Annotated in this window: 20 protein-coding genes; 15 read left to right on the forward strand and 5 right to left on the reverse strand. The window is 64.3% G+C overall.

The features are described from left to right. Nucleotides 1-248: 248 nt before the first annotated feature. Nucleotides 249-3,758, forward strand: coding sequence for a DNA polymerase III subunit alpha (gene dnaE, locus QUH67_RS16610; protein WP_300948067.1), 3,510 nt, complete (start codon nucleotides 249-251; stop codon nucleotides 3,756-3,758). 112 nt (nucleotides 3,759-3,870) lie between these two features. Continuing rightward, nucleotides 3,871-4,434 (forward strand): hypothetical protein, encoded by a 564-nt coding sequence (locus QUH67_RS16615; RefSeq protein ID WP_300947736.1) that lies wholly within the window; start codon nucleotides 3,871-3,873, stop codon nucleotides 4,432-4,434. A gap of 98 nt (nucleotides 4,435-4,532) precedes the next feature. Here QUH67_RS16615 and QUH67_RS16620 read toward each other — a convergent pair whose 3' ends face one another. Further along, nucleotides 4,533-5,678, reverse strand: a complete 1,146-nt coding sequence (locus QUH67_RS16620; RefSeq protein WP_300947737.1) for an acyl-CoA dehydrogenase family protein — start codon at nucleotides 5,676-5,678, stop codon at nucleotides 4,533-4,535. Nucleotides 5,679-5,889: 211 nt separating this feature from the next. On the opposite strand from QUH67_RS16620, the gene QUH67_RS16625 reads away from it, so the two are divergent. Together QUH67_RS16625 and QUH67_RS16630 are read left to right on the forward strand one after the other, a co-directional pair. Beyond that, entirely contained in the window at nucleotides 5,890-6,420 is a 531-nt protein-coding gene (locus QUH67_RS16625; protein ID WP_300947738.1) for a hypothetical protein, read from the forward strand. Nucleotides 6,421-6,571: 151 nt separating this feature from the next. Continuing rightward, nucleotides 6,572-8,929 carry a caspase family protein gene (locus QUH67_RS16630; protein WP_300947739.1) on the forward strand — a complete coding sequence of 786 codons (2,358 nt, stop codon included), beginning with the start codon at nucleotides 6,572-6,574 and terminating at the stop codon, nucleotides 8,927-8,929. Between the two features lie 175 nt (nucleotides 8,930-9,104). On the opposite strand, the gene QUH67_RS16635 is transcribed toward QUH67_RS16630, so the two are convergent. The 4 genes from QUH67_RS16635 to QUH67_RS16650 form a co-directional block, all read right to left on the reverse strand. Further along, nucleotides 9,105-9,932, reverse strand: coding sequence for an SDR family NAD(P)-dependent oxidoreductase (locus QUH67_RS16635; RefSeq protein ID WP_300947740.1), 828 nt, complete (start codon nucleotides 9,930-9,932; stop codon nucleotides 9,105-9,107). Between the two features lie 77 nt (nucleotides 9,933-10,009). Further along, nucleotides 10,010-10,426 (reverse strand): MaoC/PaaZ C-terminal domain-containing protein, encoded by a 417-nt coding sequence (locus QUH67_RS16640; protein WP_300947741.1) that lies wholly within the window; start codon nucleotides 10,424-10,426, stop codon nucleotides 10,010-10,012. Further along, the gene (locus QUH67_RS16645) at nucleotides 10,423-10,878 is read right to left on the reverse strand and encodes a MaoC family dehydratase N-terminal domain-containing protein (RefSeq protein ID WP_300947742.1); all 456 of its coding nucleotides are present in this window, start codon (nucleotides 10,876-10,878) and stop codon (nucleotides 10,423-10,425) included. The genes QUH67_RS16640 and QUH67_RS16645 overlap by 4 nt, the downstream gene beginning before the upstream one ends. A gap of 8 nt (nucleotides 10,879-10,886) precedes the next feature. Further along, complete coding sequence (locus tag QUH67_RS16650; RefSeq protein ID WP_300947743.1) at nucleotides 10,887-12,071, reverse strand: lipid-transfer protein; 1,185 nt, start codon at nucleotides 12,069-12,071, stop codon at nucleotides 10,887-10,889. A gap of 98 nt (nucleotides 12,072-12,169) precedes the next feature. Between QUH67_RS16650 and QUH67_RS16655 the strand changes: the two genes are divergently transcribed. The 11 genes from QUH67_RS16655 (at nucleotide 12,170) to bamA (ending at nucleotide 25,121) form a co-directional block, all read left to right on the forward strand. Beyond that, nucleotides 12,170-12,868, forward strand: a complete 699-nt coding sequence (locus tag QUH67_RS16655) for a TetR/AcrR family transcriptional regulator (RefSeq protein ID WP_300947744.1) — start codon at nucleotides 12,170-12,172, stop codon at nucleotides 12,866-12,868. Further along, nucleotides 12,865-14,421 carry an acyl-CoA synthetase gene (locus QUH67_RS16660; RefSeq protein WP_300947745.1) on the forward strand — a complete coding sequence of 519 codons (1,557 nt, stop codon included), beginning with the start codon at nucleotides 12,865-12,867 and terminating at the stop codon, nucleotides 14,419-14,421. The genes QUH67_RS16655 and QUH67_RS16660 overlap by 4 nt, the downstream gene beginning before the upstream one ends. 355 nt (nucleotides 14,422-14,776) lie before the next feature. Further along, nucleotides 14,777-15,775: a 30S ribosomal protein S2 gene (locus tag QUH67_RS16665; RefSeq protein ID WP_300947746.1), complete on the forward strand. Its 999-nt coding sequence runs from the start codon at nucleotides 14,777-14,779 to the stop codon at nucleotides 15,773-15,775. Nucleotides 15,776-15,912: 137 nt separating this feature from the next. Continuing rightward, a complete protein-coding gene (gene tsf, locus QUH67_RS16670) occupies nucleotides 15,913-16,869 on the forward strand; it encodes a translation elongation factor Ts (protein ID WP_300947747.1) in 957 nt (318 codons plus the stop codon). Nucleotides 16,870-16,907: 38 nt separating this feature from the next. Continuing rightward, nucleotides 16,908-17,624, forward strand: coding sequence for a UMP kinase (gene pyrH, locus QUH67_RS16675; protein WP_300947748.1), 717 nt, complete (start codon nucleotides 16,908-16,910; stop codon nucleotides 17,622-17,624). 71 nt (nucleotides 17,625-17,695) lie between these two features. Continuing rightward, nucleotides 17,696-18,259: a ribosome recycling factor gene (gene frr, locus QUH67_RS16680; protein WP_057843034.1), complete on the forward strand. Its 564-nt coding sequence runs from the start codon at nucleotides 17,696-17,698 to the stop codon at nucleotides 18,257-18,259. Between the two features lie 55 nt (nucleotides 18,260-18,314). Continuing rightward, nucleotides 18,315-19,070, forward strand: coding sequence for an isoprenyl transferase (locus QUH67_RS16685; protein ID WP_300947749.1), 756 nt, complete (start codon nucleotides 18,315-18,317; stop codon nucleotides 19,068-19,070). Continuing rightward, a complete protein-coding gene (locus tag QUH67_RS16690; RefSeq protein WP_300947750.1) occupies nucleotides 19,067-19,933 on the forward strand; it encodes a phosphatidate cytidylyltransferase in 867 nt (288 codons plus the stop codon). Before QUH67_RS16685 ends, QUH67_RS16690 begins: the two co-directional genes overlap by 4 nt. 4 nt (nucleotides 19,934-19,937) lie before the next feature. After that, nucleotides 19,938-21,161 (forward strand): 1-deoxy-D-xylulose-5-phosphate reductoisomerase, encoded by a 1,224-nt coding sequence (dxr, locus tag QUH67_RS16695; protein ID WP_300947751.1) that lies wholly within the window; start codon nucleotides 19,938-19,940, stop codon nucleotides 21,159-21,161. 43 nt (nucleotides 21,162-21,204) lie between these two features. Further along, on the forward strand, nucleotides 21,205-22,380 hold the full coding sequence (gene rseP, locus QUH67_RS16700) for an RIP metalloprotease RseP (RefSeq protein ID WP_300947752.1): 1,176 nt from the start codon (nucleotides 21,205-21,207) through the stop codon (nucleotides 22,378-22,380). Nucleotides 22,381-22,553: 173 nt separating this feature from the next. After that, complete coding sequence (gene bamA, locus QUH67_RS16705) at nucleotides 22,554-25,121, forward strand: outer membrane protein assembly factor BamA (protein WP_300948069.1); 2,568 nt, start codon at nucleotides 22,554-22,556, stop codon at nucleotides 25,119-25,121. Nucleotides 25,122-25,202 lie beyond the last annotated feature (81 nt).

Raw genomic sequence — 25,202 nt, forward strand, 5'->3', positions numbered from 1 at the left:
GTGGAAGAGGCGGCGGCGCTGGCGTCGATTACGCTGTTTGTCGCGATGATTGCGGTCTGGGCGCAGGTGATTCCGCAGCTTTGAGGCGAGGCGAAGAGGGGCGTGTTGCCGGGCTGGGGATGTCGGGCACGGAGGCCGCGTTCCGCGTGGACTCCGCACCGCCGAGGCATCACGATTGCGGCTAGCGAGTCGGCGTGCAGACGCGGCCGGTGATCGCTTCCACCATGATGCGAGAGCCCGTCAAGCGCATGTCCAGTGCCGGATTTGTTCATCTCCACGTTCATTCGGCCTATTCGCTGCTGAAAGGCTCGATCAAGATCGCCAAGCTCGGCGAACTCGCCAAGGCCGATCGCCAGCCGGCGCTGGCGCTGACCGACACCGACAACATGTTCGGCGCGCTGGAATTCTCCGACAAGATGGCGGGCTACGGGATTCAGCCGATCGTCGGCTGCGAGCTCGCCATCGATTTCGGCGACCAGGACCCGAACGCGCGCAATGCGCTGGCCGCCGCACCGTCGCGAATCGTGTTGCTGGCGGCCAAGGAGCGCGGCTATCGCAGCCTGATGCGGCTGAACTCGCGGGCGTTTCTGGAAACGCCGGTGAATCAAGCCCCACACATCAAGCTCGAATGGCTGGAAGGCGATGCCGAGGATGTGATCGCACTGACCGGCGGCCCCGACGGGCCGATCTCGCTGGCGCTGCACGCCGATCAGGCCGCGCTCGCAGCCGACCGCTGCGAGCGGCTGGTTAGCCTGTTCGGAGATCGCCTCTATGTCGAATTGCAGCGCCACGGCATCGACAAGGAGCGCCGCGTCGAATCGGGCCTGATCGACCTTGCCTATGCCAAAGGGTTGCCGCTGGTCGCGACCAACGAGCCGTATTTCGCGACGAACGACGATTACGAGGCGCACGATGCGCTGCTGTGCATCGCCGGCGGCAAGCTGATCGCCGAGACCGATCGCGAACAGCTCACGCCCGATCACCGCTTCAAGACCCGCGCCGAGATGGCGGTGCTGTTCGCCGACATTCCGGAAGCGCTGGCTTCCACGGTCGAGATCGCGGAGCGCTGCTCGTTCCGTCCGAAGACGCGCAAGCCGATTTTGCCGCGCTTCACGGTGGGCGCCGCCTCAGGTTCGGACGCGGTGGGTGAGGAGGCCGCAGAACTCGAGCGTCAGGCCCAGGAGGGGCTCGCGCGGCGCCTGCGGGTGCATGGCCTGTCGCCCGGCACCACGGAGGAAGATTACGCAAAACGTCTCGCCTTCGAGATCAACGTCATCAACCGCATGAACTATGCGGGCTACTTCCTGATCGTGTCCGACTTCATCAAATGGGCCAAGGCGCATGACATTCCCGTCGGTCCGGGCCGCGGCTCCGGCGCCGGCTCACTGGTCGCCTATGCGCTGACCATCACCGATCTCGATCCGATCAGGTTCGGCCTGCTGTTCGAGCGCTTCCTCAATCCCGAGCGCGTCTCGATGCCGGACTTCGACATCGACTTCTGCCAGGACCGCCGCGGTGAGGTGATCGACTACGTGCAGCAGCGCTACGGCCGCGACCAGGTGGCGCAGATCATCACGTTCGGTACGTTGCAGGCGCGCGGCGTGTTGCGCGACGTCGGCCGCGTGCTGCAGATGCCCTATGGGCAGGTCGACAAGCTGACAAAGCTGGTGCCGCAGAATCCGGCAGCACCCGTGACGCTGGCGCAGGCGATCGAGAGCGAGCCGAAACTGCAGGCGTTCCGCGACGAGGACCCGGTGGTGGCGCGCGCCTTCGACATCGCCCAGCGCCTCGAAGGCCTGACGCGCCACGCCTCGACCCACGCCGCCGGCATCGTGATCGGCGACCGGCCGCTGAGCGAACTGGTGCCGCTCTATCGCGATCCCAAATCCGACATGCCGGTGACCCAGTTCAACATGAAATGGGTCGAGCCGGCGGGACTGGTCAAGTTCGACTTCCTCGGTCTCAAGACGCTGACGGTGCTCGATGTCGCGGTGAAACTGCTCCGGCAACGCAACGTCCATGTCGACCTGCCGACGCTGCCGATCGACGACGCGCCGAGTTATGCGATGCTGGCGCGGGGCGACGTGGTCGGCGTGTTCCAGGTGGAAAGCCAGGGCATGCGCCGCGCGCTGATCGACATGCGGCCGGACCGTTTCGAGGACATCATCGCGCTGGTGGCGCTGTATCGCCCGGGCCCGATGGCCAACATCCCGACCTATTGCGCGCGCAAGCATGGCGACGAGGAGCCGGAATATCTGCATCCCGTGCTGGAGCCGATCCTGAAAGAGACCTTCGGCGTCATCATCTACCAGGAACAGGTGATGCAGATCGCGCAGGTGATGTCGGGCTATTCGCTCGGCGACGCCGACCTGTTGCGCCGCGCGATGGGCAAGAAGATCCGCGCCGAGATGGAGAAGCAGCGCGCGATCTTCGTCGCCGGCGCGGTCAAGAACGGCGTGCCGAAGGGGCAGGCCGACACGATCTTCGAACTGCTGGCCAAGTTCGCCGACTACGGTTTCAACAAGAGCCACGCCGCCGCCTATGCGCTGGTGTCCTACCACACCGCCTACATGAAGGCGCATTACCCGGTGGAGTTTCTGGCGGCGTCGATGACGCTCGAACTCAACAACACCGACAAGCTGTCCGAATTTCGCGCCGAGGCGCAGCGGCTCGGCATCAAGGTCGAGGCGCCGAACATCAACCGTTCCGCCGCCACCTTCGAGGTCGGCGAGAATACGATCTATTACGCGCTGGCCGCGCTGAAAGGCGTCGGCCCGCAGGCGGTCGAGCAGATCGTCGAGGAGCGCAAGAAGGGTCTCTTCACCTCGCTGGCGGACTTTGCCGCCCGGGTCAATCCGCGCGCGGTCAACAAGCGCATCATCGAAAGCCTCGCCGCGGCCGGCGCCTTCGACACGCTGGAATCCAACCGCGCCCGTGTCTTTGCCGGCGCGGACGCCATTCTGGCCGCCTGCCAGCGCAGCCACGAGGCGGCGACGATCGGCCAGAACGACATGTTCGGCAACGCCGCCGACGCGCCGACCATCATGCTGCCGCAGATCGAGCCGTGGCTGCCGGCCGAAAAGCTCCGCCGCGAATACGATGCCGTGGGGTTCTTCCTGTCCGGCCATCCGCTCGACGATTACGCCACCGTGCTGAAGCGGCTGCGGGTGCAGAGCTGGGCGGAATTTTCCCGCGCCGTCAAAACCGGCGCGACCGCGGGCAAGGTCGCGGCCACGGTGGTGTCGCGGATGGAGCGCCGCACCAAGACCGGCAACAAGATGGGCATCATGGGGCTGTCCGACCCCACCGGCCATTTCGAGGCCGTGCTGTTCTCCGAAGGGCTGGCGCAATACCGCGACGTGCTGGAGCCGGGGGCTGCCGTGTTGCTGCAGCTCGGCGCCGAGCTGCAGGGCGAGGACGTGCGGGCGCGCGTGCTGCATGCCGAACCGCTCGATGACGCCGCGGCGAAGACGCAGAAGGGCCTGCGGATTTTCGTTCGCGACACCAAGCCGCTGGATTCGATCGCGCGCCGGCTCAACATGCCGGAGACCACAGCTTCGAATGGCTTGACGAAAGGCCAGCCGGTCAAGCCCGTGCCCGCGCCTTCGGGCGGCGCCGATGGCGACGTCTCGCTCGTCATCATGCTCGACCTGCAGACCGAGGTGGAGATGAAGCTGCCGGGACGCTTCAAGGTCTCGCCGCAAATCGCGGGCGCGATCAAGGCGGTGGCGGGTGTGGTGGACGTGCAGACGTTGTAGGCGGCGTCTGCGCAATTTTTTAAGGGAATGCGCAATGCAGCTAATGGGTGCTGTATGTATGTTTGCACCAAACTCCGTTACTTAAGATTGAAGTAGCGAGCAACGCCTAATCATGCGCCGCCGTCGAGCAGAACAAGCTGAAAGTGGTTGGCGGCATTCCGTGATGCGACCGTCGCTGCGTATTGCTTTGCTACTTCCTGATATTACCAACGTGCGCGCAGCGCCCCGGACGTACGACCCGGAGACGGAAGATATAAGGTCGATCCTTTCGGATCTGTGCAGAACTGTCGCGAAGGAGGGGCAATTTGTCGTTGCTGGATTTGGTCAAGATCGTTGGCCTGTCGATGTCGGTACCGATCTTGCAATTTTCTTAGAGCAGCTGCCGGATATCTTACGGGCGGTAAAAGCTGGTGCGGCAACTGAGATCGACTTCTACGAGCAAGGTATTGAGCGCAGAATAGAATTCTCTCCCGCAGGAAATGCCTACAAAGCGACGTGCATATCCCAGACGGAATGGCAGCCGAGCCCCGCAGTTGAGCAAGTGGACCGCGCAGTCCTGGAGGCAATGTTGGGGGGCGTGCACGAGGAGGTGGTGAGGCTCATAGAAGAGATCGCTCCCGATCTTGCCAAGCATGACTGGGTACGTAGATGGCGGGATGCGCCGATTGAGCGCTGATGCTTCAGGTCTCCACCAAACCAAAATGGGGGAATGTCGGATATTTTGTGTAAGAGCCCTCCGAAGGTTGAAAGTCTGGGGGCCTCGCTGGAAACGCGCTACAGCGACCGCGCGATCAACAGCTTCATGATCTCGTTGGTGCCGCCATAGATCTTCTGGATGCGTGCATCCACGAACATCCGCGAGATCGGGTATTCCTCCATGTAGCCGTAGCCGCCGTGCAGTTGCAGGCATTCGTCGGCGGTCTCGACCTGCTTCTGCGAGCACCAGTATTTCGCCATCGAGGCGGTGACGGTGTCGAGTTCGCCGGCAACCAGGCGTTCGATGCACCAGTCGACGAAGACGCGGCCGATCATGGCCTCGGTCTTGCGCTCGGCGAGCTTGAACGCCGTGTTCTGGAATTCGATGATCGGCTTGCCGAACGCCTGGCGCTCCTTGGTGTAGTCGGCGGTCAGCTTGACCGCACGCTCCATCGAGGCCACCGCGCCGACCGCGAGCGCGAGGCGCTCCTGCGGCAGTTGCTGCATCAATTGCGCAAAGCCGCTGCCTTCCTCGGCGCCGAGCAGGTTTTCCGGCGGCACGACTGCATTGTCGAAGAACAGTTCCGACGTGTCCGATGCGTGGAGGCCGATCTTGTCGAGGTTGCGGCCGCGGCGGAAGCCTGCGTTGCCCTCGGTCTCCAGCACGATCAGCGAGAGGCCCTTGGCGCCGGGGCCCCCGGTGCGCGCCACCACGATGATCAGGTCGGCGGCCTGGCCGTTGGTGATGAAGGTCTTCTGGCCGTTGATGACGTAGTTGTTGCCCTGCTTGCGCGCGGTGGTGCGCACGCCCTGCAGATCGGAGCCGGTGCCGGGTTCGGTCATCGCGATGGCGCCGACGAACTCGCCGCTCGCCATCTTCGGCAACCAGCGCAGCTTCTGCTCCTCGGAGCCGTAGTTCAGGATATAATGCGCGACGATGGCGCTGTGCACGGAGACGCCGGTCGTCATCTCGGGCACCACGGTTTCGATGTCCTCGAGGACGGCGGCGTCATAGGCGAAGGTGGCGCCGAGGCCGCCATAGGCTTCCGGCACGCTCGGCAGCAACGCGCCCATTTCCCCCAGCGCCCGCCACGCGAACCGGTCGACCATCTTCTGTTCGCGCCATTTTTCGCCGTGCGGCGCCAGATCCCTGGCGAGGAATTTCCTGAACTGGTCGCGAAACACGTCAAGTTCGTCGGTCATCCAGGATGAACGGTATTGCATCTGAGCCCTCGCATCGAACGATGAGACCGTCGCCGGCGACGATCGACCGACGGCTGGTATAGGCGTATTTCGGATTGCGTAACAGATGGCGACGTCGGTGATACCGCGCCGCCACAGCGTATGTTTTTCGCTTTGGATGCCGATGGGTTAAGTTGCAACCCCTCCGGGTTTTGGTTACTGAACCCTGGGGAATGGATTTTTGGGGTGTGCTGTGTTTTGGCGTGGCGTGGCGTTACTGATCTCGGTGTTGCTGCTGGGCGGCTGCGAGACACAGAGGGGCGGACTGGATTACTCGGCGATCTCCCGAAAAGTCGGTCCGCCCAAAGCAGGACATGCGCGTATCGTCGTGCTGCGTGAAAAAGGTTTTGGCGGCATCGTCGACGGCGCGTGGGACGTTCAGCTCGATGGCACGCCGATCGTTGGCCTTAAGACCGGGACTTTCGCCTTTGCCGACCGTCCGGGTGGCCAGCGTGAATTGACGGCGACGGAAGCCGCGTTCCCGGGCGTGACGCGCTACGCCATCACGGCGCAGCCCGGCCAGACTCATTTCTTCGTGGCGCGGATCAGCAAGCGAAAGAACGCCATGATGGCCGCCGCGGCCGGCACCGGCGGTGGCTTGCTGGGATTCGCGCTCAGCGCCGCATTGACCTCGGGTTACGACAATCCCGGACCGCTCGATTTCTTTCCCTTGGATGAGACGGCGGCGCGAACCACCATCGCCGAACTTCGGCTGGCCCAATAGAGGCCGCCTGTCCTGACTGAACGGAACCGGAAAGCGGCGGGATACCCGGCGCAATTTGGTCATGCTGCGCCTTGTTGCGAGCGCAATTGTTCAAGAAACGTTCAGCTGAATGCGCGTCCCATGCCGCGGGGCGGCGACAGGGTGGAATCCCATGCGTTTTGCAAGAAATTTTTCGATCCTCTCGGTTTGCCTGGTCGTGATATCGGGGCTGGCGGGACATTTGGATCGCGCCGCCGCGCAAGCGCCGGAAAAGCGCATTGCGCTGGTGGTCGGCAATGGCGCCTATGCGAAATCGCCGCTGGCGACCGCGGCCAACGACGCCGGCCTGATCGCGCAGACCTTGCAGGCGGCCGGCTTCGACGTGATCGGCGCCCGCGACCTCGACGGCGACACGCTGCGCAAGAGTTTTCGCGACTTCATCAACAAGGCCGAAAGCTCGGGACCGGATACGGTCGCGATGGTGTATCTGGCCGGCTACGGCCTGCAATTGTCCGGCGACAACTACTTTGTGCCGGTCGATTCAACGATCAACCGCGATACCGACGTTCCGGTCGAGGCGCTGCGCACCGGCGACTACATCCGCCAGCTCGCTTCGCTGCCGCTGAAGGCCGGCATCGTCGTGCTGGACGCGGCGCGGCAGCAGCCGTTCATCGAGGGGCAGATCGCCAGCGGCCTCGCGCTGGTCGAGGCGGACCCGCGCATGCTGATCGCTTTCAACGCCGCACCCGGAACGGTCGCGCCGGCAGAGCAGGGGGCGTATGGCGTCTACGCTCAGTCCTTGGCCGAAATGATCCGGACCGGCGGATTGCCGTTGCCGGAGGTGTTCAACCGCGTGCGGCTTCGCGTCAACGAGGCGAGCAAGGGCGCGCAGGTACCGTGGGACAGCCAGAAGGTCGATGCGTCCTTTACCTTCTTCGAGCGCGCACCGGATGCGCCCGCCGCGCCCGCTGCCGATCAGGCCGCTGCCGCCCGCAGCAGGCCGATCCGCGAGCTCGGCGTTCGGGACGCCTATGCCGCGGCGCTGGAACGCGACACGCTGCCGGCCTACGAGGATTTTCTGGCCGCCTATCCCGACGATCCCATGGCGAAGCGGGTGAGGGCGATCGCGGCGGCGCGGCGCGAGGCGATCACCTGGCGCCGCACCTATCGCACCGACACCCCGAACGCCTATTGGTCCTATCTGCAGCGCTATCCGCGCGGGCCGCATGCCGCCGACGCGCGCCGCCGGCTCGCCATTCTCACCGCGTCGCTGGAGCCGCCGCCGACCTTCGACGTCATCGAATACGACGTGCCGCCGCCGCCGCCGGATGAGCTGATGTATATTGACCGGCCGGTGCTGGCGTTCGGCGATCCCGAGTTCGATTTCGTGGCACCGCCGCCCGCGCCGATCTACTACCTGCCGCCGCCGCCGGACGATTTCGTGATCCTGGAGCCGCCGCCGCCGCCGATTGGACTGTTCATCCTGCCGCAGCCGTACTTCGTGCCGATCCCGGTCTATTACCGGCCGCCGCGTTATGTCGCGCCGCCGCCGAACAACATCATCTTTGCCAACATCCATAATCGCGCCGCCATCAACACTGTCATCAACCGGCGGCCCGGCGCCGGCGAGGGTAGTGCACCGGTGGGCGGCCCCGGCGGCCGGCCGAACGGACGTCCCGGCGCGCCGGTGGCGCCCGGTCAGGTCGGGGGCGCTACGCCAACACTGCCGCCCGCGGTGGCGCAGCGGGCAACGCTGATCCAGCAGGGCAAGGCGCCGGTGCCGCCGAGTGCCGCGATCAATCCTGCCGTGAGGACCGGCTTGCCCGGCGCTCCGGGGCAGGTTGGCCGGCCGAGCGCACCGTTGCCGGCCAACGCGCCCGCGGGGCTGCCTTCGAACCAAGTCTCGCCAAGGCCCAACCCGCTGCCAGTCCCGGGTGCCCGGGGCGCGCCGCCGCCGCCGAGCGCTGCCGTGCCGCCTGCAGGTGTCACGCCGAATGCAAGGGTGGCGCCGGGCGGCTCGCCACAGGGGGGTCCCGGGATGCGGCCCGGGCCCAGCGCGACCGATCCGATCGCTCCGGCGGGGCAGCCGAGGATGGCAGTCCCGCCACCCGGCGCACCGTTGCGGCCGTCGGCCGCCATTTCGCCAAGGCCTCAGCCTGAATTGCGGCGCGCGCCCCCGCCTTCGGCGGTGAATGCGGCAAGGCAGCCGCCACCGGCAGCCCGCATAGCTCCGTCGGCTCCGCCGCCTCGGATGGCAGCGCCGCCGCCGAGGATGGCAGCCCCGCCGCCAAGAATGGCCGCGCCGTCGCCGCCACCAAGGATGGCCGCGCCACCTCCGCGGATGGCTGCGCCGCCGCCGCCGCCGCCGAGGATGGCTGCTCCGCCGCCGCGCATGGCCGCACCGCCGCCTGCGCGTATGGCGGCTCCTCCGCCCCCGCGAATGGCGGCGCCCCCGCCGCCTCGGATGGCTCCGCCTCCGTCGCGTCCGGCGCCAGCGGCGAGAGCGTGCCCGCCGGGGGCGCGCTGCTGATTGATCGGCGCCCGCGTCTTTGCTGCCGCTGCGCTACAGCAGCGGCGCGATCGGCCGCGGCGCGCCATTTTGGTACGTGCGGTGTCGGATACCTGGCGAAAATCTGCGGATCTGGTCGCCGAGCACGTCCAGTTCGTCGGTCGCTCAGGATGAACGGTATTGCATCGGACAGGCCTCACACGATGAGGCCACCGCCGGCGACGATCACCTGACCGCTGATATAATTGGATTCAGGACTGCAGAACAAATAGACGGCATCCGCCGCTTCTTCGGGCGTGCCGCCGCGTCCGAGCGGAATCATCCGGGCCATGGCGTCGAGCATCTGCGGCTGGACCCCGACCTTGATGTCGCGGCCAGCGACGTCGATGGTCTTCTGCTGCGCCTCGATCGGCTGGGTGAGGCGGGTGTTGATCAAGCCAAAGGCGACGCAATTGACGTTCACCTTGTAGCGCCCCCATTCCTTGCACATCGTTCGTGTCAGTCCGATCAGGGACGCTTTGGCCGACGAATAGCTTGCTTGCCCCGCATTGCCGTAAAGTCCGGCAATCGAGGAGATATTGACGACCTTGCGGAACACTTCGCGGCCGGCCTCGGCTTCCTTCTTCGCCATGATCCGAATCGGCTCGGAAGCTGCGCGCAGAATCCGGAAAGGGGCCACGAGGTGGACGTCGAGCATGGCCTGGAATTGCTCGTCCGTCATCTTCTGGATCGTCGAGTCCCAGGTGTAGCCGGCGTTGTTGACGATGATGTCGAGCCCGCCGAAAGTATCGGTGGCGGCTTTGACGAAGCGGTCGGCAAAGCCCGGTTCGGCGACGCTGCCGTTGACCGCGATGGCTTCGCCGCCCGCCGCCCTGATCTCGGCAGCCACGGCATCGCCCGGCGCGGCGTCGAGGTCGTTGACGACGACGCGTGCGCCTTCGCTGGCGAGTTTCAGGGCGATGGCCCGTCCGATGCCGCGGCCCGATCCCGTGATCAGGGCGACTTTTCCCTTGAGCTTGGCCATTTGAAATCCTTCCGGTGCATAGCGTTTCCAGCGAAGTGGACCCGGGTCACGTCAAGAAAACGCGTCAAAATGAGAATCTAGATCGCGATGACGGCTTCGCCGGCAAGTTTGACGTCGCCGTTCTCGTCTTTGGTTGTCAGCGCCAGCTTCGCGCAGCGTTCGCCATTGTGTTCGACGAGTTCGGTGACATGGCCCTCGCAGGTCAGGCGCGCACCGAGTTGGGTGATGGCGATGAAGCGGGTTGCAAAGCTGCGCAGCCGCGGGGGATGGACCGCATCGGTCAGGGCCTGGCCGAGGCACGCCATCACGAACATGCCGTGCGCGAAGACATCGGGATATCCGGCGGCCTTGGCGAAATCCAGATCGACGTGAATCGGATTGTGGTCCCCCGATGCGCCGCAATAGAGCGCGAGCTTGTGACGGCTGATCGGCGGGAATTCCTTGCGCAGGACGCGGTCGCCGACCGCAAGCTGACGGTTGGAGGTCTCGCTCATGCGGCCACCTTGTTCCGCACCACGACCGTGCGGGAGCAGTCCGCGATATGGACTCCGTGCTGGTTGGTGACCTTGGTTTCGACGACGGCCAGGGTCATGGCGCCACCTTTCTTGTCGGTGATGCTGGCGATGCGCGGCTCGAAGCGCAGCGTATCGCCGACCATGACCGGGGCGAGGTAGGTGAAGCGCTGTTCGCCGTGCAGCACCTGCTTTAGGTCGGCGCCGAGCACGTCCAGGAATTCGAAGGCCTGTTCGGCGTCCATCATTTCCAGACAAAAGAGATAGGTCGGCGGCACCGGCAGTGCGGCGTAGCCGGCGGCTTTGGCGGCTTCGGCATCGGTGTAAACAGGATTGCGCTCGCCGAGCGTCTCCCGGAAAAACCGCAGCCGCCCGGGTTCGACATGTGCGGTAACCGGCGCGAGGCTTCGCCCGACAACGGAATGATCGACCATGTGCGGCCTCAGGCGCGTTCGTAGAGGGTGACGACGCAGGCGCCGCCGAGACCGAGATTGTGCTGCAATCCACGGCGGGCGCCATCGACCTGCGTGGCGTCGGCGGTGCCGCGCAACTGGCGGGTCAGCTCGTAGCATTGCGCCAGCCCGGTGGCGCCGAGCGGGTGGCCCTTGGATAGCAGTCCGCCGGACGGATTGGTGACGAACCTGCCGCCATAGGTGTTGTCGCCTTCGTCGATGAAGCGTTCCGCGCCGCCTTCGGGACAGAGGCCGAGGGCCTCATAGGTGATCAGCTCATTTTGCGCGAAACAGTCGTGCAGTTCGACGACGTCGATATCCTCGGGCCCGACGCCGGCGGCCTCGTACACCTTGTTGGCCGCGCTTTGCGTCATGTCGAAGCCGACCACCTTCATCATGTCGCCGGCGTTGAAGGTCGAGGCCGTGTCTGTCGTCATCGCCTGCGCGGCGATACGGACTTGCTGGTTCAGGCCATGCTTGCTGGCGAACCTCTCCGATACCAGCACGGCGGCTGCGGCGCCGCAGGTCGGCGGGCAGGCCATCAGGCGGGTCATGACCCCGGGCCAGATCACCTGATCGTTCATGACGTCGTCGGCGGTGACTTCCTTGCGGAACAGCGCCAGCGGATTGTTCCTGGCGTGTCGGCTCGCCTTGGCGCGGACCTTCGCAAACGATGACAGCGGCGTGCCGTATTTCTTCATGTGACTGAGGCCCGCGCCGCCGAAATAGCGCAGCGCCAGCGGTATGCCGGGGGCATCGACGAGCTGGTTGGCGGCCGCGTCGAACTCGTCGAATGCGCTGGGCCGGTCGGTGAACACCGCGCCGAGTGCACCGGGCTTCATCTGTTCGAAGCCGAGCGCCAGTACGCAGTCGAGCGCGCCGGATTCGATCGCCTGACGTGCCATGAACAGGGCGGTCGAACCGGTCGAGCAATTGTTGTTCACGTTGATGATGGGAATGCCGCTCATGCCGACCTGGTAGAGCGCGCGCTGGCCGCAGGTCGAGTCGCCATAGACATAACCGACATAGGCCTGCTGGATCATGTCGTAGCTGATGCCGGCGTCCGCGAGCGCGAGCCCGGTCGCTTCGGCGCCCATTGCCGGGTAGGGGGCATTTGCACCCGGCTTGACGAAGGGGATCATGCCGACGCCGGCAACATGGACGCTGGATGTCATGGTGCGCTCCCTTAAATTACCCAATGGACTTTTTCTTACCCATGGGTAATATACGGACAGCTTAATCGTCGAGTCAACCGCGCCGGGATCACTCAAGGATGGACGGATCAGCCCCTTCCCCGACCGGCCAGTCGCCCTGGATGCCGTTCGAGAGCCGACGTCGTGCCCGTGACGAGAAGCGTGAAGCCGTGCTGCGGACCGCCGTGGCGCTGTTTCTGGAGCAGGGCTATCACGGCACCACGCTCAACCACGTGGCCGAGCGGCTGAACATCACCAAGCCCGCGCTCTACAATTATTTCCGCAGCAAGGACGAAATCCTCTACGAATGCTGGGCGATCGGCGCCGAGCGTGTCGACGAGCGCATCGATGAAATCGCCGTTGCCGGCGGCACCGGACTGCAGAAATTGCGCAAGCTGATTGTCAGCTACGCCGAGACGATGACCACCGACTACGGCAAGAGCCTGGTGCGCTTCGATATCCGCGACCTCACCGAGCACAACCGCAAAATCGTTCGCTTGGCCAAGAAGAAGATCGACCAGGCCTTTCGCGACTATATCGGGCAGGGGGTCAACGACGGATCGATCAGGCCGTGCGACGTCAAGCTTTCCGCCTTTGCGATTGCGGGCGCGCTGAACTGGATCGGTCACTGGTACCTGCCGAACGGCGCGCTCGAAGCGGAGGCCATCGCCGGGGAATTCGCGATCCGCCTCACCGAGGGACTCGCGGTCAAATCAACACGGAAAAAGGCGGGCAAACCGTCAGTCGGGAAACGCAAGTCACGGGGAGTATCACGATGAACGTCACGCACGGGCTGCGGCGCGCGCTGCAGGTCAATCCGAACGGCCTTGCCATCGTCTGCGGCGATCGGCGCAAGAACTGGCGGGAGGTCGGCGACCGCGTGGCACGGCTGGCGGCCGGCATTCGGTCGCTCGGCGCGCAACCCGGCGACCGCGTCGCGATCCTGTCGCTCAATTCCGATCGCTATCTCGAACTCTATCTGGCGGCCGGCTGGTCCGGCACCGTGATCGTGCCGCTCAATATCCGCTGGAGCCCGCTGGAGAACGAAGACGCCATGCGCGACTGTCGCGCCGGCATCCTGTTCGTCGACAAGGCCTTCGCCGCGGTCGGCGCGACACTCGCGACCGCGATCCCGGGCCTCAAGCTGATTTATGCCGACGACGGCGACACGCCCGCCGGCATGGAGGGCCTTGAGGCGCTGATCGCGCGTTCCAGCCCGATGCAGGATGTGATGCGCGGGAGCAGCGACCTTGCCGGCATCTTCTATACCGGCGGCACCACCGGGCGCTCCAAGGGTGTGATGCTCAGCCACGGCAACCTGATGGTCAATGCGCTCAATGCGCTGGGCGAAGGTCTCTGGCCGAGCAGCACGGTCTACCTGCATGCCGCGCCGATGTTCCACCTCGCCAATGGCGCTGCGATGTATTCGGTGCTGCTGAGCGGCGGCTCCAACGTAGTCATCCAGGGGTTCACGCCGGACGGTGTCGCGTCGGCGATTCAGCGCGATCGCGTAACCGACGTGCTGCTGGTGCCGACAATGATTCAGATGCTCGTCGATCATCCGAAACTTGGCGATTACGACCTGTCGTCGCTGACCGGCGTCGCCTATGGCGCCTCCGTCATCAGCGATGCGGTGCTCAGCCGGGCCATGAAGGCTTTGCCCAATGTGCAGTTCACGCAAGCCTATGGCATGACCGAACTATCGCCGATCGCAACGCTGCTGCACTGGAAGGAGCATATCGGGGACGGTCGCGCCAAGGGCCGGCATCGCGGCGCCGGCCGGGCCACACTCGGCTGTGAGATCAAGATCGTCGATGCCGACGACAAGGCGGTACCCACCGGCACCGTCGGCGAGATCGCCGTGCGCGGCGACAATGTCATGATAGGTTATTGGGAGCGGCCGGAGGAAACCGCCAAGGCCGTCATCGATGGCTGGATGCATACCGGCGACGGCGGCTACATGGACGATGACGGCTTCGTCTACGTGGTCGACCGCGTCAAGGACATGATCATTTCCGGTGGAGAGAATGTCTATTCGGCCGAGGTCGAGAACGCGCTGGCGCAGCACCCGTCGGTGGCGCAATGCGCCGTGATCGGTATCCCGAGCGAGCGCTGGGGCGAGCAGGTTCACGCCATCGTCGTGGCCAGGCCCGGCGCGACGGCAACCCCCGACGAGTTGATGGATTTCTGCAAGACGTTGATCGCAGGCTACAAATGCCCGCGCAGTGTCGAGGTGACGCAGACCCCGTTGCCATTGTCCGGTGCAGGGAAGATCCTCAAGCGCGAATTGCGCAAGCCGTATTGGGAAGACCGCCAGCGCATGGTGAGTTGACGTCCGATCCCGCCTGAGCGGCCGACCGGCGGTGCCTAGGGCAACGGTTCGCCGGAGCCCGATCGTGAAAGGTATTATAAAACCTCTCGCGATCGGGGTTTCTACTTTGCATGGGGTTGTTTTCGCACTTTTTGTGTCGGGGCCTCGCGCTGCGGAAGGAGCCGGGTGCCTTGGAGGCACCATGCCGCCGATTGGCTGAGAACCGGCCGTATTTCCTTGCTTCTGGCTGAAATCCGGCTATACAGCGCGCCATCTCACACGGAAACATGGCTCTCAAAGGCCGTCCGGTGGCAACCGGGCCAGCAGGCTCGTTTGCTCACACGTTTCCGGAGGAACCAACCGGAGAACTATCACTATGGCGCTACCCGATTTTTCCATGCGTCAGCTCTTGGAAGCTGGCGTGCACTTTGGCCACCAATCGCACCGCTGGAATCCGAAGATGGCGGATTACATCTTCGGTGCCCGCAACAACATCCACATCATCGACCTCGCGCAGACCGTGCCGTTGTTGCACACCGCGCTGAAGGCGGTCAGTGACACCGTCGCCAAGGGTGGCCGTATCCTGTTCGTCGGCACCAAGCGCCAGGCGCAGGACGGCGTCGCCGATGCAGCGAAGCGTTCGGCGCAGTATTTCGTCAATTCGCGCTGGCTCGGCGGCACGCTGACCAACTGGAAGACGATTTCCGGCTCGATCAAGCGCCTGCGTCATCTCGACGAGGTGCTGGCGGGCGGCGAGGCCAACTCCTACACCAAGAAGGAGCGGCTGACGCTGCAGCGCGAGCGCGACAAGCTCGACCGTTCGCTGGGCGGCATCAAGGACATGGGCGGTCTTCCCGACATGATCTTCGTGATCGACACCAACAAGGAAGACATCGCGATCCAGGAAGCGCAGCGGCTCAACATTCCCGTCGCCGCGATCGTCGATACCAATTCCGACCCCAAGGGCATCACCTATGTGGTGCCGGGCAATGACGACGCCGGTCGCGCGATTTCGCTGTATTGCGACCTGATTGCGCGCGCCGCCATCGACGGCATCTCGCGCGCGCAGGGCGATCACGGCATCGATATCGGCGCCTCCGCCCAGCCGGCCCGCGAAGAGATTCCGGCGGCACCGCAGCCGACCGGCTTCCAGGGTCTGGCCGGTCCGCGCGGCACCGCCGACAACCTCAAGAAGCTCACCGGCGTGTCGGGGGCGATCGAGAAGAAGCTCAACGACCTCGGCATCTTCCATTACTGGCAGCTCGCCGAACTCGACCACGATACCGCGCACAAGATCGGCGAAGAGGTCGGTCTTCCGAGCCGCGCCGATGCCTGGGTTGCCCAGGCCAAGACGCTGACCGCGGAAGCGGAATAATCATCGGTACGCCGCGTGGCCGGGTCTTCCGGCCACCGGTTCTGATCCCCAGATTACGACATTCCCTGGAGCTTGAGGCGGCACGGCGCAAATTGCGCGCCGCGCCCGAGGCTCTCAGGCAAGAAGGATATCCGACGATGGCAACGATCTCTGCGGCGATGGTCAAGGAATTGCGCGAGTCGACCGGCGCAGGCATGATGGACTGCAAGGCAGCGCTGACCGAAACCAATGGCGACATGCAGGAAGCGCAGGATTGGCTCCGCAAGAAGGGCCTGTCGAAGGCCGCCAAGAAGGCCGGCCGGGTCGCCGCCGAAGGCCTGATCGGCGCGCTGACGTCAGGCACCAAGGGCGTCGTGGTCGAAGTCAACTCTGAAACCGATTTCGTGGCGCGCAACGAGCAGTTCCAGGGCCTGGTCAAGATGATCGCCCAGGTCTCGCTGCGCGTCGGCAGCGACGTGGAAGCGATCAAGGCGGCCAAGGTCGGTGACTTCACCGTAGAGACCGCGATTTCGGATGCGATTGCGACCATCGGCGAGAACATGTCGCTGCGCCGCGCGGCTTCGCTCGAAGTGACCACGGGCGTGGTGTCGAGCTACGTCCATGGCGCGGTAATCGAAGGCGCCGGCAAGATGGGCGTGCTGGTCGCGCTGGAATCCACCGGCAAGACCGATGAGCTCGGCCAGCTTGGCCGTCAGCTCGCGATGCATGTGGCCGCGACCAATCCGCAGGCGCTGGACCCTTCCGGTCTCGATCCGGAGACCGTGAAGCGCGAAAAGGACGTGCTGGCCGACAAGTACCGTCAGCAGGGCAAGCCGGAGAACGTGATCGAGAAGATCGTCGAGTCCGGCCTGAAGACCTATTACAAGGAAGTCTGCCTGCTCGAGCAGGCCTTCATCCACGACGAAAAGGGCAAGTCGGTCGCCCAGGCGGTGAAGGAAGCCGAAGGCAGGATCGGCGCGCCGGTGAAGATCACCGGGTTTGTGCGCTATGCTCTCGGTGAGGGAATCGAAAAGCAGGAATCCGATTTCGCAGCCGAGGTCGCGGCGGCCAGCGGGCAGAAGAAGCCGCCGGGAGATGCTGAAACGGTCGCGTAAATCTGGAGTTGCCGCGCGTCAAGGAAAGCGATCACGTCATGGCTGAGCCGGTCTATCGTCGCGTCGTGATCAAACTCTCGGGCGAGTATCTCGCCGGCAGCCACTCCTTCGGTATCGACCAGCCCACCATCGACCGCATCGCCGACGATTTGATCGCGGCCCAGAAGCTCGGCGTCGAAGTGGCCGTCGTGATCGGCGGCGGCAACATCGTCCGTGGCGTGGAAGTCTCCTCGCGCGGCGTGTCGCGCCCGACCGGCGACACCATGGGCATGCTCGCCACCATGATGAACTGCCTGGCGCTGGAGGCCGCGATCGAGCGCAAGGGTACGCCGGCGCGGACCCTGTCGGCGTTCGTGATGCCCGAGATTTCCGAGCTGTTTACCCGCAGTGCAGCGCACAAATACCTGTCCGAAGGGCGAATCGTGCTGCTCGGTGGCGGAACCGGCAATCCGTTCTTCACCACCGACACGACAGCGGTGTTGCGGGCGGCCGAGATCGGGGCGCAGGCCGTGCTCAAGGCCACCAATGTCGACGGCGTTTACAGTGCCGATCCCAAAAAGGACCCGTCGGCCAAGCGCTTCGATCGGCTGACGCATTCGCAGGCGCTTGCCGGCGACTATAAGGTGATGGATGCGACCGCATTCGCGCTTGCCCGCGAGACGTCACTGCCTATCATCGTATTCTCGATCGCCGAGCCGGGTTCGATCGGCGCGATCCTGCGCGGGACCGGCCACGGCACGGTGGTTGCCGGCTGAAATGGCCAGTGCTGCTTCGTACCGCCGGCCTTAAGACGCTGGCGGCTGGTTTCTAAGGAGGGGAGAGTGTTATGCCCACGCCCGGTTTTGACATCAACGAATTGAAGCGCCGCATGCAAGGCGCCACCCACGCGCTCAAGCACGAACTGGGCGGCTTGCGGACCGGCCGCGCGGCGGCGTCCATGCTGGAGCCGGTGCAGGTCGAGGCTTACGGCTCGCACATGCCCCTCAACCAGCTCGCGACCGTCAGCGTGCCCGAGCCGCGCCTGCTCTCCGTGCAGGTGTGGGACAAGTCCATGGTGAAGGCCGTCGAGAAGGCGATCGTCGATTCCAACCTCGGCCTGTCGCCTGCGACCGAAGGGCAGGTGCTGCGCTTGCGGATTCCCGAACTCAACGAGGAACGGCGCAAGGAACTGGTGAAGGTCGCGCATAAATACGCCGAAGCCGCCAAGGTGGCCGTCCGCCATGTCCGTCGTGACGGGCTGGATATCGTCAAGAAGCTCGAGAAGAATCACGAGATTTCCGAAGACGATCAGGAGCGGCTCGCCAACGAGGTGCAAAAGGCGACCGACGGAACGATTGCGGAAATCGATCAGTTGCTTGCGGCGAAGGAAAAGGAAATCCTCACCGTTTGACGGCAACGTCCAAGAATCGAGATTGGTCATCGATATTGGTCCTGGAATTCAGATAATGCCGAACGCCGCCGCCCCCGCCACGGAAGGACCGGATCGATCCGTCCCGTTGCATGTGGCGATCATCATGGACGGAAACGGGCGCTGGGCCGCCGCGCGCGGCCTGCCGCGTGCCGAAGGCCACCGCCGCGGCGTTGACGCGCTGCGCCGCGTCGTTCGCGCCGCCCATGAACTCGGTGTGCAATATCTGACGATCTTCTCGTTCAGCTCGGAGAACTGGTCGCGGCCGGCGACCGAAATCGGCGATCTGTTCGGGCTATTGCGTCGGTTCATCCGCAACGATCTGGCGACGCTGCATCGCGACGGCGTGCGCGTGCGCGTGATCGGGGAGCGGGCAGGGCTCGAGCCCGATATCTGCACGCTGTTGAACGAAGCCGAGGAACTGACCCGCGGCAACACGAAGCTCAATCTTGTCGTGGCCTTCAACTACGGATCGCGCCAGGAAATCGCCAACGCCGCGCAAAAGCTGGCGCGCGAAGTGGCCGAGGGCAAGCGCGATCCGGCGTCGATCGACGCCGATGCGCTCGGCCGCTATCTCGATGCGCCCGACATTCCCGATCCCGACCTGATCATCCGCACCAGCGGCGAGCAGCGGCTATCGAACTTCTTGATGTGGCAGGCGGCCTATAGCGAACTGGTTTTCGTGCCGATCCACTGGCCGGATTTCGACAAGGCGGCGCTGGAAAGCGCGATTGCCGAATACGCCAGACGGGAACGCCGTTTCGGCGGCCTGGCCGCGAAAACCGGCTCGTGACCGAGGACAAGGCCGCGCCGCCGGCAGGCCAATCCGATTCGCGAATTCGCGAATCCGATTCGCGCAATCTCATCATGCGTATCGCCGCGGCTGCGGTATTGATCCCGATTGCCGTCGCGATTGCCTATGCGGGTGGCTGGCTCTGGACCTCGCTGGTGACGCTGGCGGCCATCGGCCTGTTCGTGGAATGGCTCGCGGTCGTGGGGCTCGCCGGCGTGACGCGTGCGATGCTGCCCGGCGTGGCTGCGCTGGTCATCGCCGGGGTTTGTCTGGCGTCCGGCCGGCTCGATGCCGCGCTGGTCGTGCTCGGCGTCGGTTTCGTGGCGGTCGCGGCGATCGTGCCGGAGCGGCGAAACTGGGCGGCAGCGGGTTTTTTATACGCGGCGGCGGCCGAGATGGCCTCGGTGCTGTTGCGCCTCGATCCCGTCAAGGGATTCGCCGCGCTGATGTTCGTGCTGCTGATCGTATGGGTGACCGATAGCGGCGGCTATTTCGCGGGCCGTGGCATCGGCGGACCAAAACTCTGGCCCCGCGTCAGCCCGAAGAAGACCTGGGCGGGCGCGGTCGGCGGTCTGGCTGCCAGCCTCGCCGTGGCGGCAGGCTTTGCCGCCTTCGATCTGGGTCGAATCGGACCGCTATTGATGCTTTCGGGCGCGCTTTCGGCCGTCTCGCAGCTCGGCGACCTCTTTGAATCGGCCGTGAAGCGGCGTTTCGGCGTAAAGGACTCAAGTCACATTATTCCGGGCCACGGCGGGCTAATGGATCGCCTGGACGGGTTTGTCGCAGCCGTCGTTTTGGCGGCAGTTTTCGGCTTTCTCCGGGGCGGCGCGGATGGCGTCGGCCGCGGTCTTATGGTTTGGTGAAAATATGAGCGCAGTTCCATTGCGGAATAACAAGGTCCCGATGGGGGACGTACGCACCGTGACGGTGCTGGGCGCCACCGGTTCCATCGGCGACAGCACCATGGATCTGCTGCGCGGCGCGCGTGATCGCTATTCGGTCGTCGCGCTGACGGCGAATTCCAACGTCGATGCGCTGGCCAAACTGGCCAAAGAATTCGGCGCGCAGTTTGCCGCGATCGCCGATCCGGCGCGGCTCGGCGAACTGAAGAATGCGCTGGCGGGCACCGGCATCGAATGCGGCGCCGGCGAAAGCGCGGTCATCGAGGCTGCGGCGCGTCCTGCCGACTGGGTGATGGCGGCGGTGAGCGGCGCGGCTGGGCTGAAGCCCGCTTTGGCCGCGGTCGACCGCGGCGCGGCGGTGGCGCTCGCCAACAAGGAATGCCTGGTGTGCGCCGGCGATTTCTTCATGCAGCGCGCGGCCAAGGCCGGTGCCTGCATCCTGCCGGCGGATTCCGAACACAACGCGCTGTTCCAGGCGCTGTCGTCCGGCAATCGCGAGGAACTGGTGCGGGTGATCATCACCGCATCCGGCGGCCCGTTCCGCACCTGGGCCGCCAGGGACATCGAGCAGGCGACGCTGGCGCAGGCCCTCAAGCATCCGAACTGGAGCATGGGCCAGAAGATCACCATCGATTCGGCGTCGATGATGAACAAGGGCCTCGAAGTCATCGAGGCTTCCTATTTGTTCGCGCTGAGCGCCGATGAAATCGATGTGCTCGTGCATCCGCAGTCGATCATCCACGGCATGGTCGAATTCTCCGACCGCTCCGTGGTAGCGCAGCTCGGCGCCCCCGACATGCGCATCCCGATCGCGCATTGCCTCGGCTGGCCCGACCGAATCGTCGGCCCGTCGGCGCGGCTGGATCTCGCGAAAATCGGCCAATTGACCTTCGAGGCGCCGGATTTCGAGCGGTTCCCGGGCTTGCGGCTGGCCTACGAATCGCTACGTACGGGCCGTGGTGCGACGACGGTCTTCAACGCAGCCAATGAAGTGGCGGTGGCCGCGTTCATTGCCGGACAGATCAGGTTCGGGGCGATCGCGCGTCTCGTTGAAGCCACCCTCAACGACTGGATTCGCGGCGGGAACCTGGCGCCTTTGAACTCGGCCGACGACGCCATTTCCGTTGACCATAACGCGCGAAATCGAGCTGCCGTCCTATTGCCTCAAATCGCCTTAAAGGCATCCTAGAGGGTTGGGGGCGGAGCCATCGGCTCTTGTCGAGGGGAATCTGATGACCGACTTTTTTCTAAATACTTTCAATACGTTGGGCCATGGGCTCGTCGGCTACATCATCCCCTTTTTGTTCGTCCTGACCATCGTCGTGTTCTTCCATGAGCTCGGCCATTTTCTGGTCGCCCGCTGGGCCGGCGTGAAGGTGCTGACGTTCTCGCTCGGCTTCGGACCGGAACTCGCCGGCTTCAACGACCGCCATGGCACGCGCTGGAAGATTTCCGCGATCCCGCTCGGCGGCTACGTGAAGTTCTTCGGCGACGAATCGGAAGCCTCGACGCCGGCATCGGCAGAAACGCTCGCCCACATGACCGCAGAGGAGCGGGCCGGCAGCTTCCACCACAAGAAAGTCGGCGCGCGGGCAGCCATCGTCGCCGCCGGTCCGATCGCGAATTTCATCCTGGCGATCGTCATTTTCACCTGCCTTTTCACCTTCTTCGGCAAGCCGAGCACCACGGCGCGCGTCGATAAGATCGAAGCCTCCAGCGCCGCCGAGCGGGCCGGGTTCCAGGTCGGCGATATCGTCACCGCGATCGACGGCAAGAGGATCGGCAGCTTCTCCGACATGCAGCGCCTGGTCAGCACCCGCGCCGGCGACACCCTGACCTTCACGGTCAAGCGCGGCGATTCCACGCTGGAGCTGAAGGGCACGCCGGAACTGCGTGAAGTGAAGGACCCGTTCGGCAACACGCAGCGTCTCGGCATCCTCGGCATCACCCGCGCCACCTCGCCGGGCGAAGTCACCACCGAGAAGGTCGACCCGGCCACCGCGTTCTGGTTGGGAATCAAGGAAACCTGGTTCGTCATCGACCAGACGCTGACCTATATCGGCAACATCTTTACCGGGCGGGCGAGTGCGGACCAGATCGGCGGGCCGATTCGGATCGCGCAGATTTCGGGGCAGGTTGCCACCCTTGGACTGATTCCCTTGCTGCATCTGGCAGCAGTGCTGTCCATTTCGATCGGATTGCTGAACCTGTTCCCGGTTCCCTTGCTCGATGGCGGTCACCTTATGTTCTATGCGGCCGAGGTGCTTCGGGGTCGTCCCTTGTCGGAAAAGTCGCAGGAATACGGATTCCGTGTGGGTCTGGTCCTGGTTCTGATGCTGATGGTTTTCGCTTTCTATAATGATTTCCATCAGGTGCCGTGGCTGAAGGGGTTGTTCGGCAAATCCTAGCCGCGGCTTTTTTGTGACGTTGCCCATTGGCAACGTCTTGGAATGAAAATGGAATCGCACCGCGATGTCTGGTTTGCCGCCCTCTCGAAATTGGCTACAAGCGGAACGACTTTGGGAATCTGCCGGTTCGTAGGGGTGCGGATCGGCAAATGAATGACGAGGGCGCTTTGCGCATGATGTTGGGAATGCGAGTGCGGGGAGCTCTTTTGGGCGCTCTGATCATGGTTGCCGCGCCAATGGGGGGCGTGCTGGTTTCTGGGCCTGCTGTGGCGCAGACCGCGGCGTCGATCGCCGTTGAAGGCAACCGGCGTGTCGAGGTCGAGACCATCCGTTCCTATTTCAAGCCAGGCCCCGGCGGCCGGCTTGGGCAAGCCCAGATCGACGACGGCCTCAAGGCGCTGATCGAGACCGGCCTGTTCCAGGATGTGCGAATCAACCAGGTCGGTGGCCGGCTGGTCGTGACGGTGGTCGAAAACGCCGTGATCGGCCGCATCGCCTTCGAAGGTAACAAGAAGGTCAAGGACGAGCAGCTTTCGGCTGAAATCCAGTCCAAGCCGCGCGGCACGTTCTCGCGCCCGATGGTCCAGTCGGATGCCCAGCGTATCGCCGAAATCTACCGGCGCTCCGGCCGCTACGACGTGCGCGTGACCCCTGAAATCATCGAGCAGCCGAATAACCGCGTCGACCTGATCTTCACGGTTACCGAGGGCAGCAAGACCGGCGTGCGGTCGATCGAATTCGTCGGCAACGTCGCCTATTCCTCCTATCGCCTGAAGGACGTGATCAAGACCCGCGAATCCAACCTGCTGAGCTTCCTCGGCGGCGCCGACGTCTACGATCCGGACCGGGTCGAGGCTGACCGCGATCTGATTCGCCGCTTCTATCTCAAGAACGGCTATGCCGACGTGCAGGTGGTGGCCGCGCTGACCGAATACGATCCCGACAAGAAGGGCTTCCTGGTCACCTTCAAGATCGAGGAAGGGCAGCAATATCGCGTTGCCAATGTCGATTTCCAGACCTCGATCGCGACCCTCGATGCCACATCGATGCGCAGCTTCTCGCGGGTCACCGTGGGCTCGGTCTATAATGCCGAGGCGCTGGAGAAATCCGTCGAGGAAATGCAGATCGAGGCGTCGCGGCGCGGCTACGCATTCGCCGTGGTGCGCCCGCGCGGTGATCGCAATTTCGAAGCGCATACCGTTTCGATCGTGTTCGCCATCGACGAGGGTCCCCGCACCTATATCGAGCGGATCAATGTCCGCGGTAACACCCGCACCCGCGACTACGTGATTCGCCGCGAGTTCGACCTGTCCGAAGGCGACGCCTATAACCGTGCCTTGGTCGATCGCGCTGAGCGCCGCCTGAAGAACCTCGACTTCTTCAAGAGCGTGAAGATCGTGACCGAGCCCGGCTCGTCGACCGATCGCGTGATCCTGGTCGTCGATCTCGAGGAAAAGTCGACCGGCGACTTCTCGGTCTCGGGCGGTTACTCGACCACCGACGGCGCGCTGGCCGAAGTCAGCATCTCCGAGCGCAACTTCCTTGGCCGCGGCCTGTATGCGAAGGCAGCCGTGACCTACGGTCAGTATGCGCGCGGCGGTTCGCTGTCGTTCGTCGATCCGTATTTGTTCGACTATCGCGTCGCCCTCGGCCTCGACCTGTTCTATCGCGAGCAACTGGCCAACAGCTACATCGCCTACGGCACCAAGACGCTTGGCTTCAGCCCGCGACTCGGCTTCACCCTGCGGGAAGATCTGGCGCTCCAGTTGCGCTACTCGATCTATCAGCAGGAAATCCAGCTGCCGAGTTCGCTGGCGAACTGTAACAACAATTCGTCGAATTCGTTGCTCGCGTTCAATCCGTCGCCGGCGTATGCGAATCTGAACGGCGGCGTTAACGGCGGGACGCTCAACTCGGGCGGCCAGACCGCCACTGATACCTCCGGCACGGGCCTGTGGTGCTATAGCGACGGCGAAGCTTCGCTGCCGGTCCGTAGGGAGCTGCAAAGCGGCAAGGCGCTGACCTCGTCGGTCGGCTACTCGCTGAACTACAACACGCTGGACAACAACAAGAACCCGACCGACGGCTTGCTGATCGACTGGAAGCAGGACTTCGCCGGCGTCGGTGGCGATGTGAAGTACATCAAGTCGGCGATCGACGCGAAGTATTACACCCCGCTGGTTGCCGATATCGTCGGCCTGATCCGTCTGCAGGGCGGCATGCTGAACCAGTTCGGCGGCAGTGAACTGCGTATGCTCGATCACTTCCAGATGGGTCCGAACCTGGTTCGCGGTTTTGCGCCGAACGGAATCGGTCCGCGCGATCTCAATCCCTTCGGCACGCGTGACGCGCTTGGCGGCACCAAGTACTGGGGCGCTTCGCTGGAACTGCAGATGCCGTTCTGGTTCCTGCCGAAGGAAGTCGGGCTCAAGGGTTCGGTCTATGCCGACGCCGGCGGACTGTTCGATTACAAGGGGCCGACATCGTGGGCGGCGACGGGTGAGGTCAATACGCCCGGCTGCATCAAGCCGACCCAGGCGACGAACACGACGAATGCCAATGCCGGAACCTGCTTGGGACTGCAGTATGACAACGGCAACGTCGTTCGCAGTTCGGTCGGTGTCGGTATCATCTGGGCCTCGCCATTCGGTCCGCTGCGCTTCGATTACGCGGTTCCGCTTACCAAGGGCCAGTATGACCGCGTGCAGGAATTCAAGTTTGGCGGCGGCACCTCGTTCTGAGGTATCTTGAAGCGAACGGACCCAGATCCGCGTGACTGGGTCCGCGTGACAGGAACGCCCGACGCAAAAGGAGGCCGGCTC

This window comes from Bradyrhizobium roseum (genome assembly GCF_030413175.1).
GTDB classification, from domain to species: domain Bacteria; phylum Pseudomonadota; class Alphaproteobacteria; order Rhizobiales; family Xanthobacteraceae; genus Bradyrhizobium; species Bradyrhizobium roseum.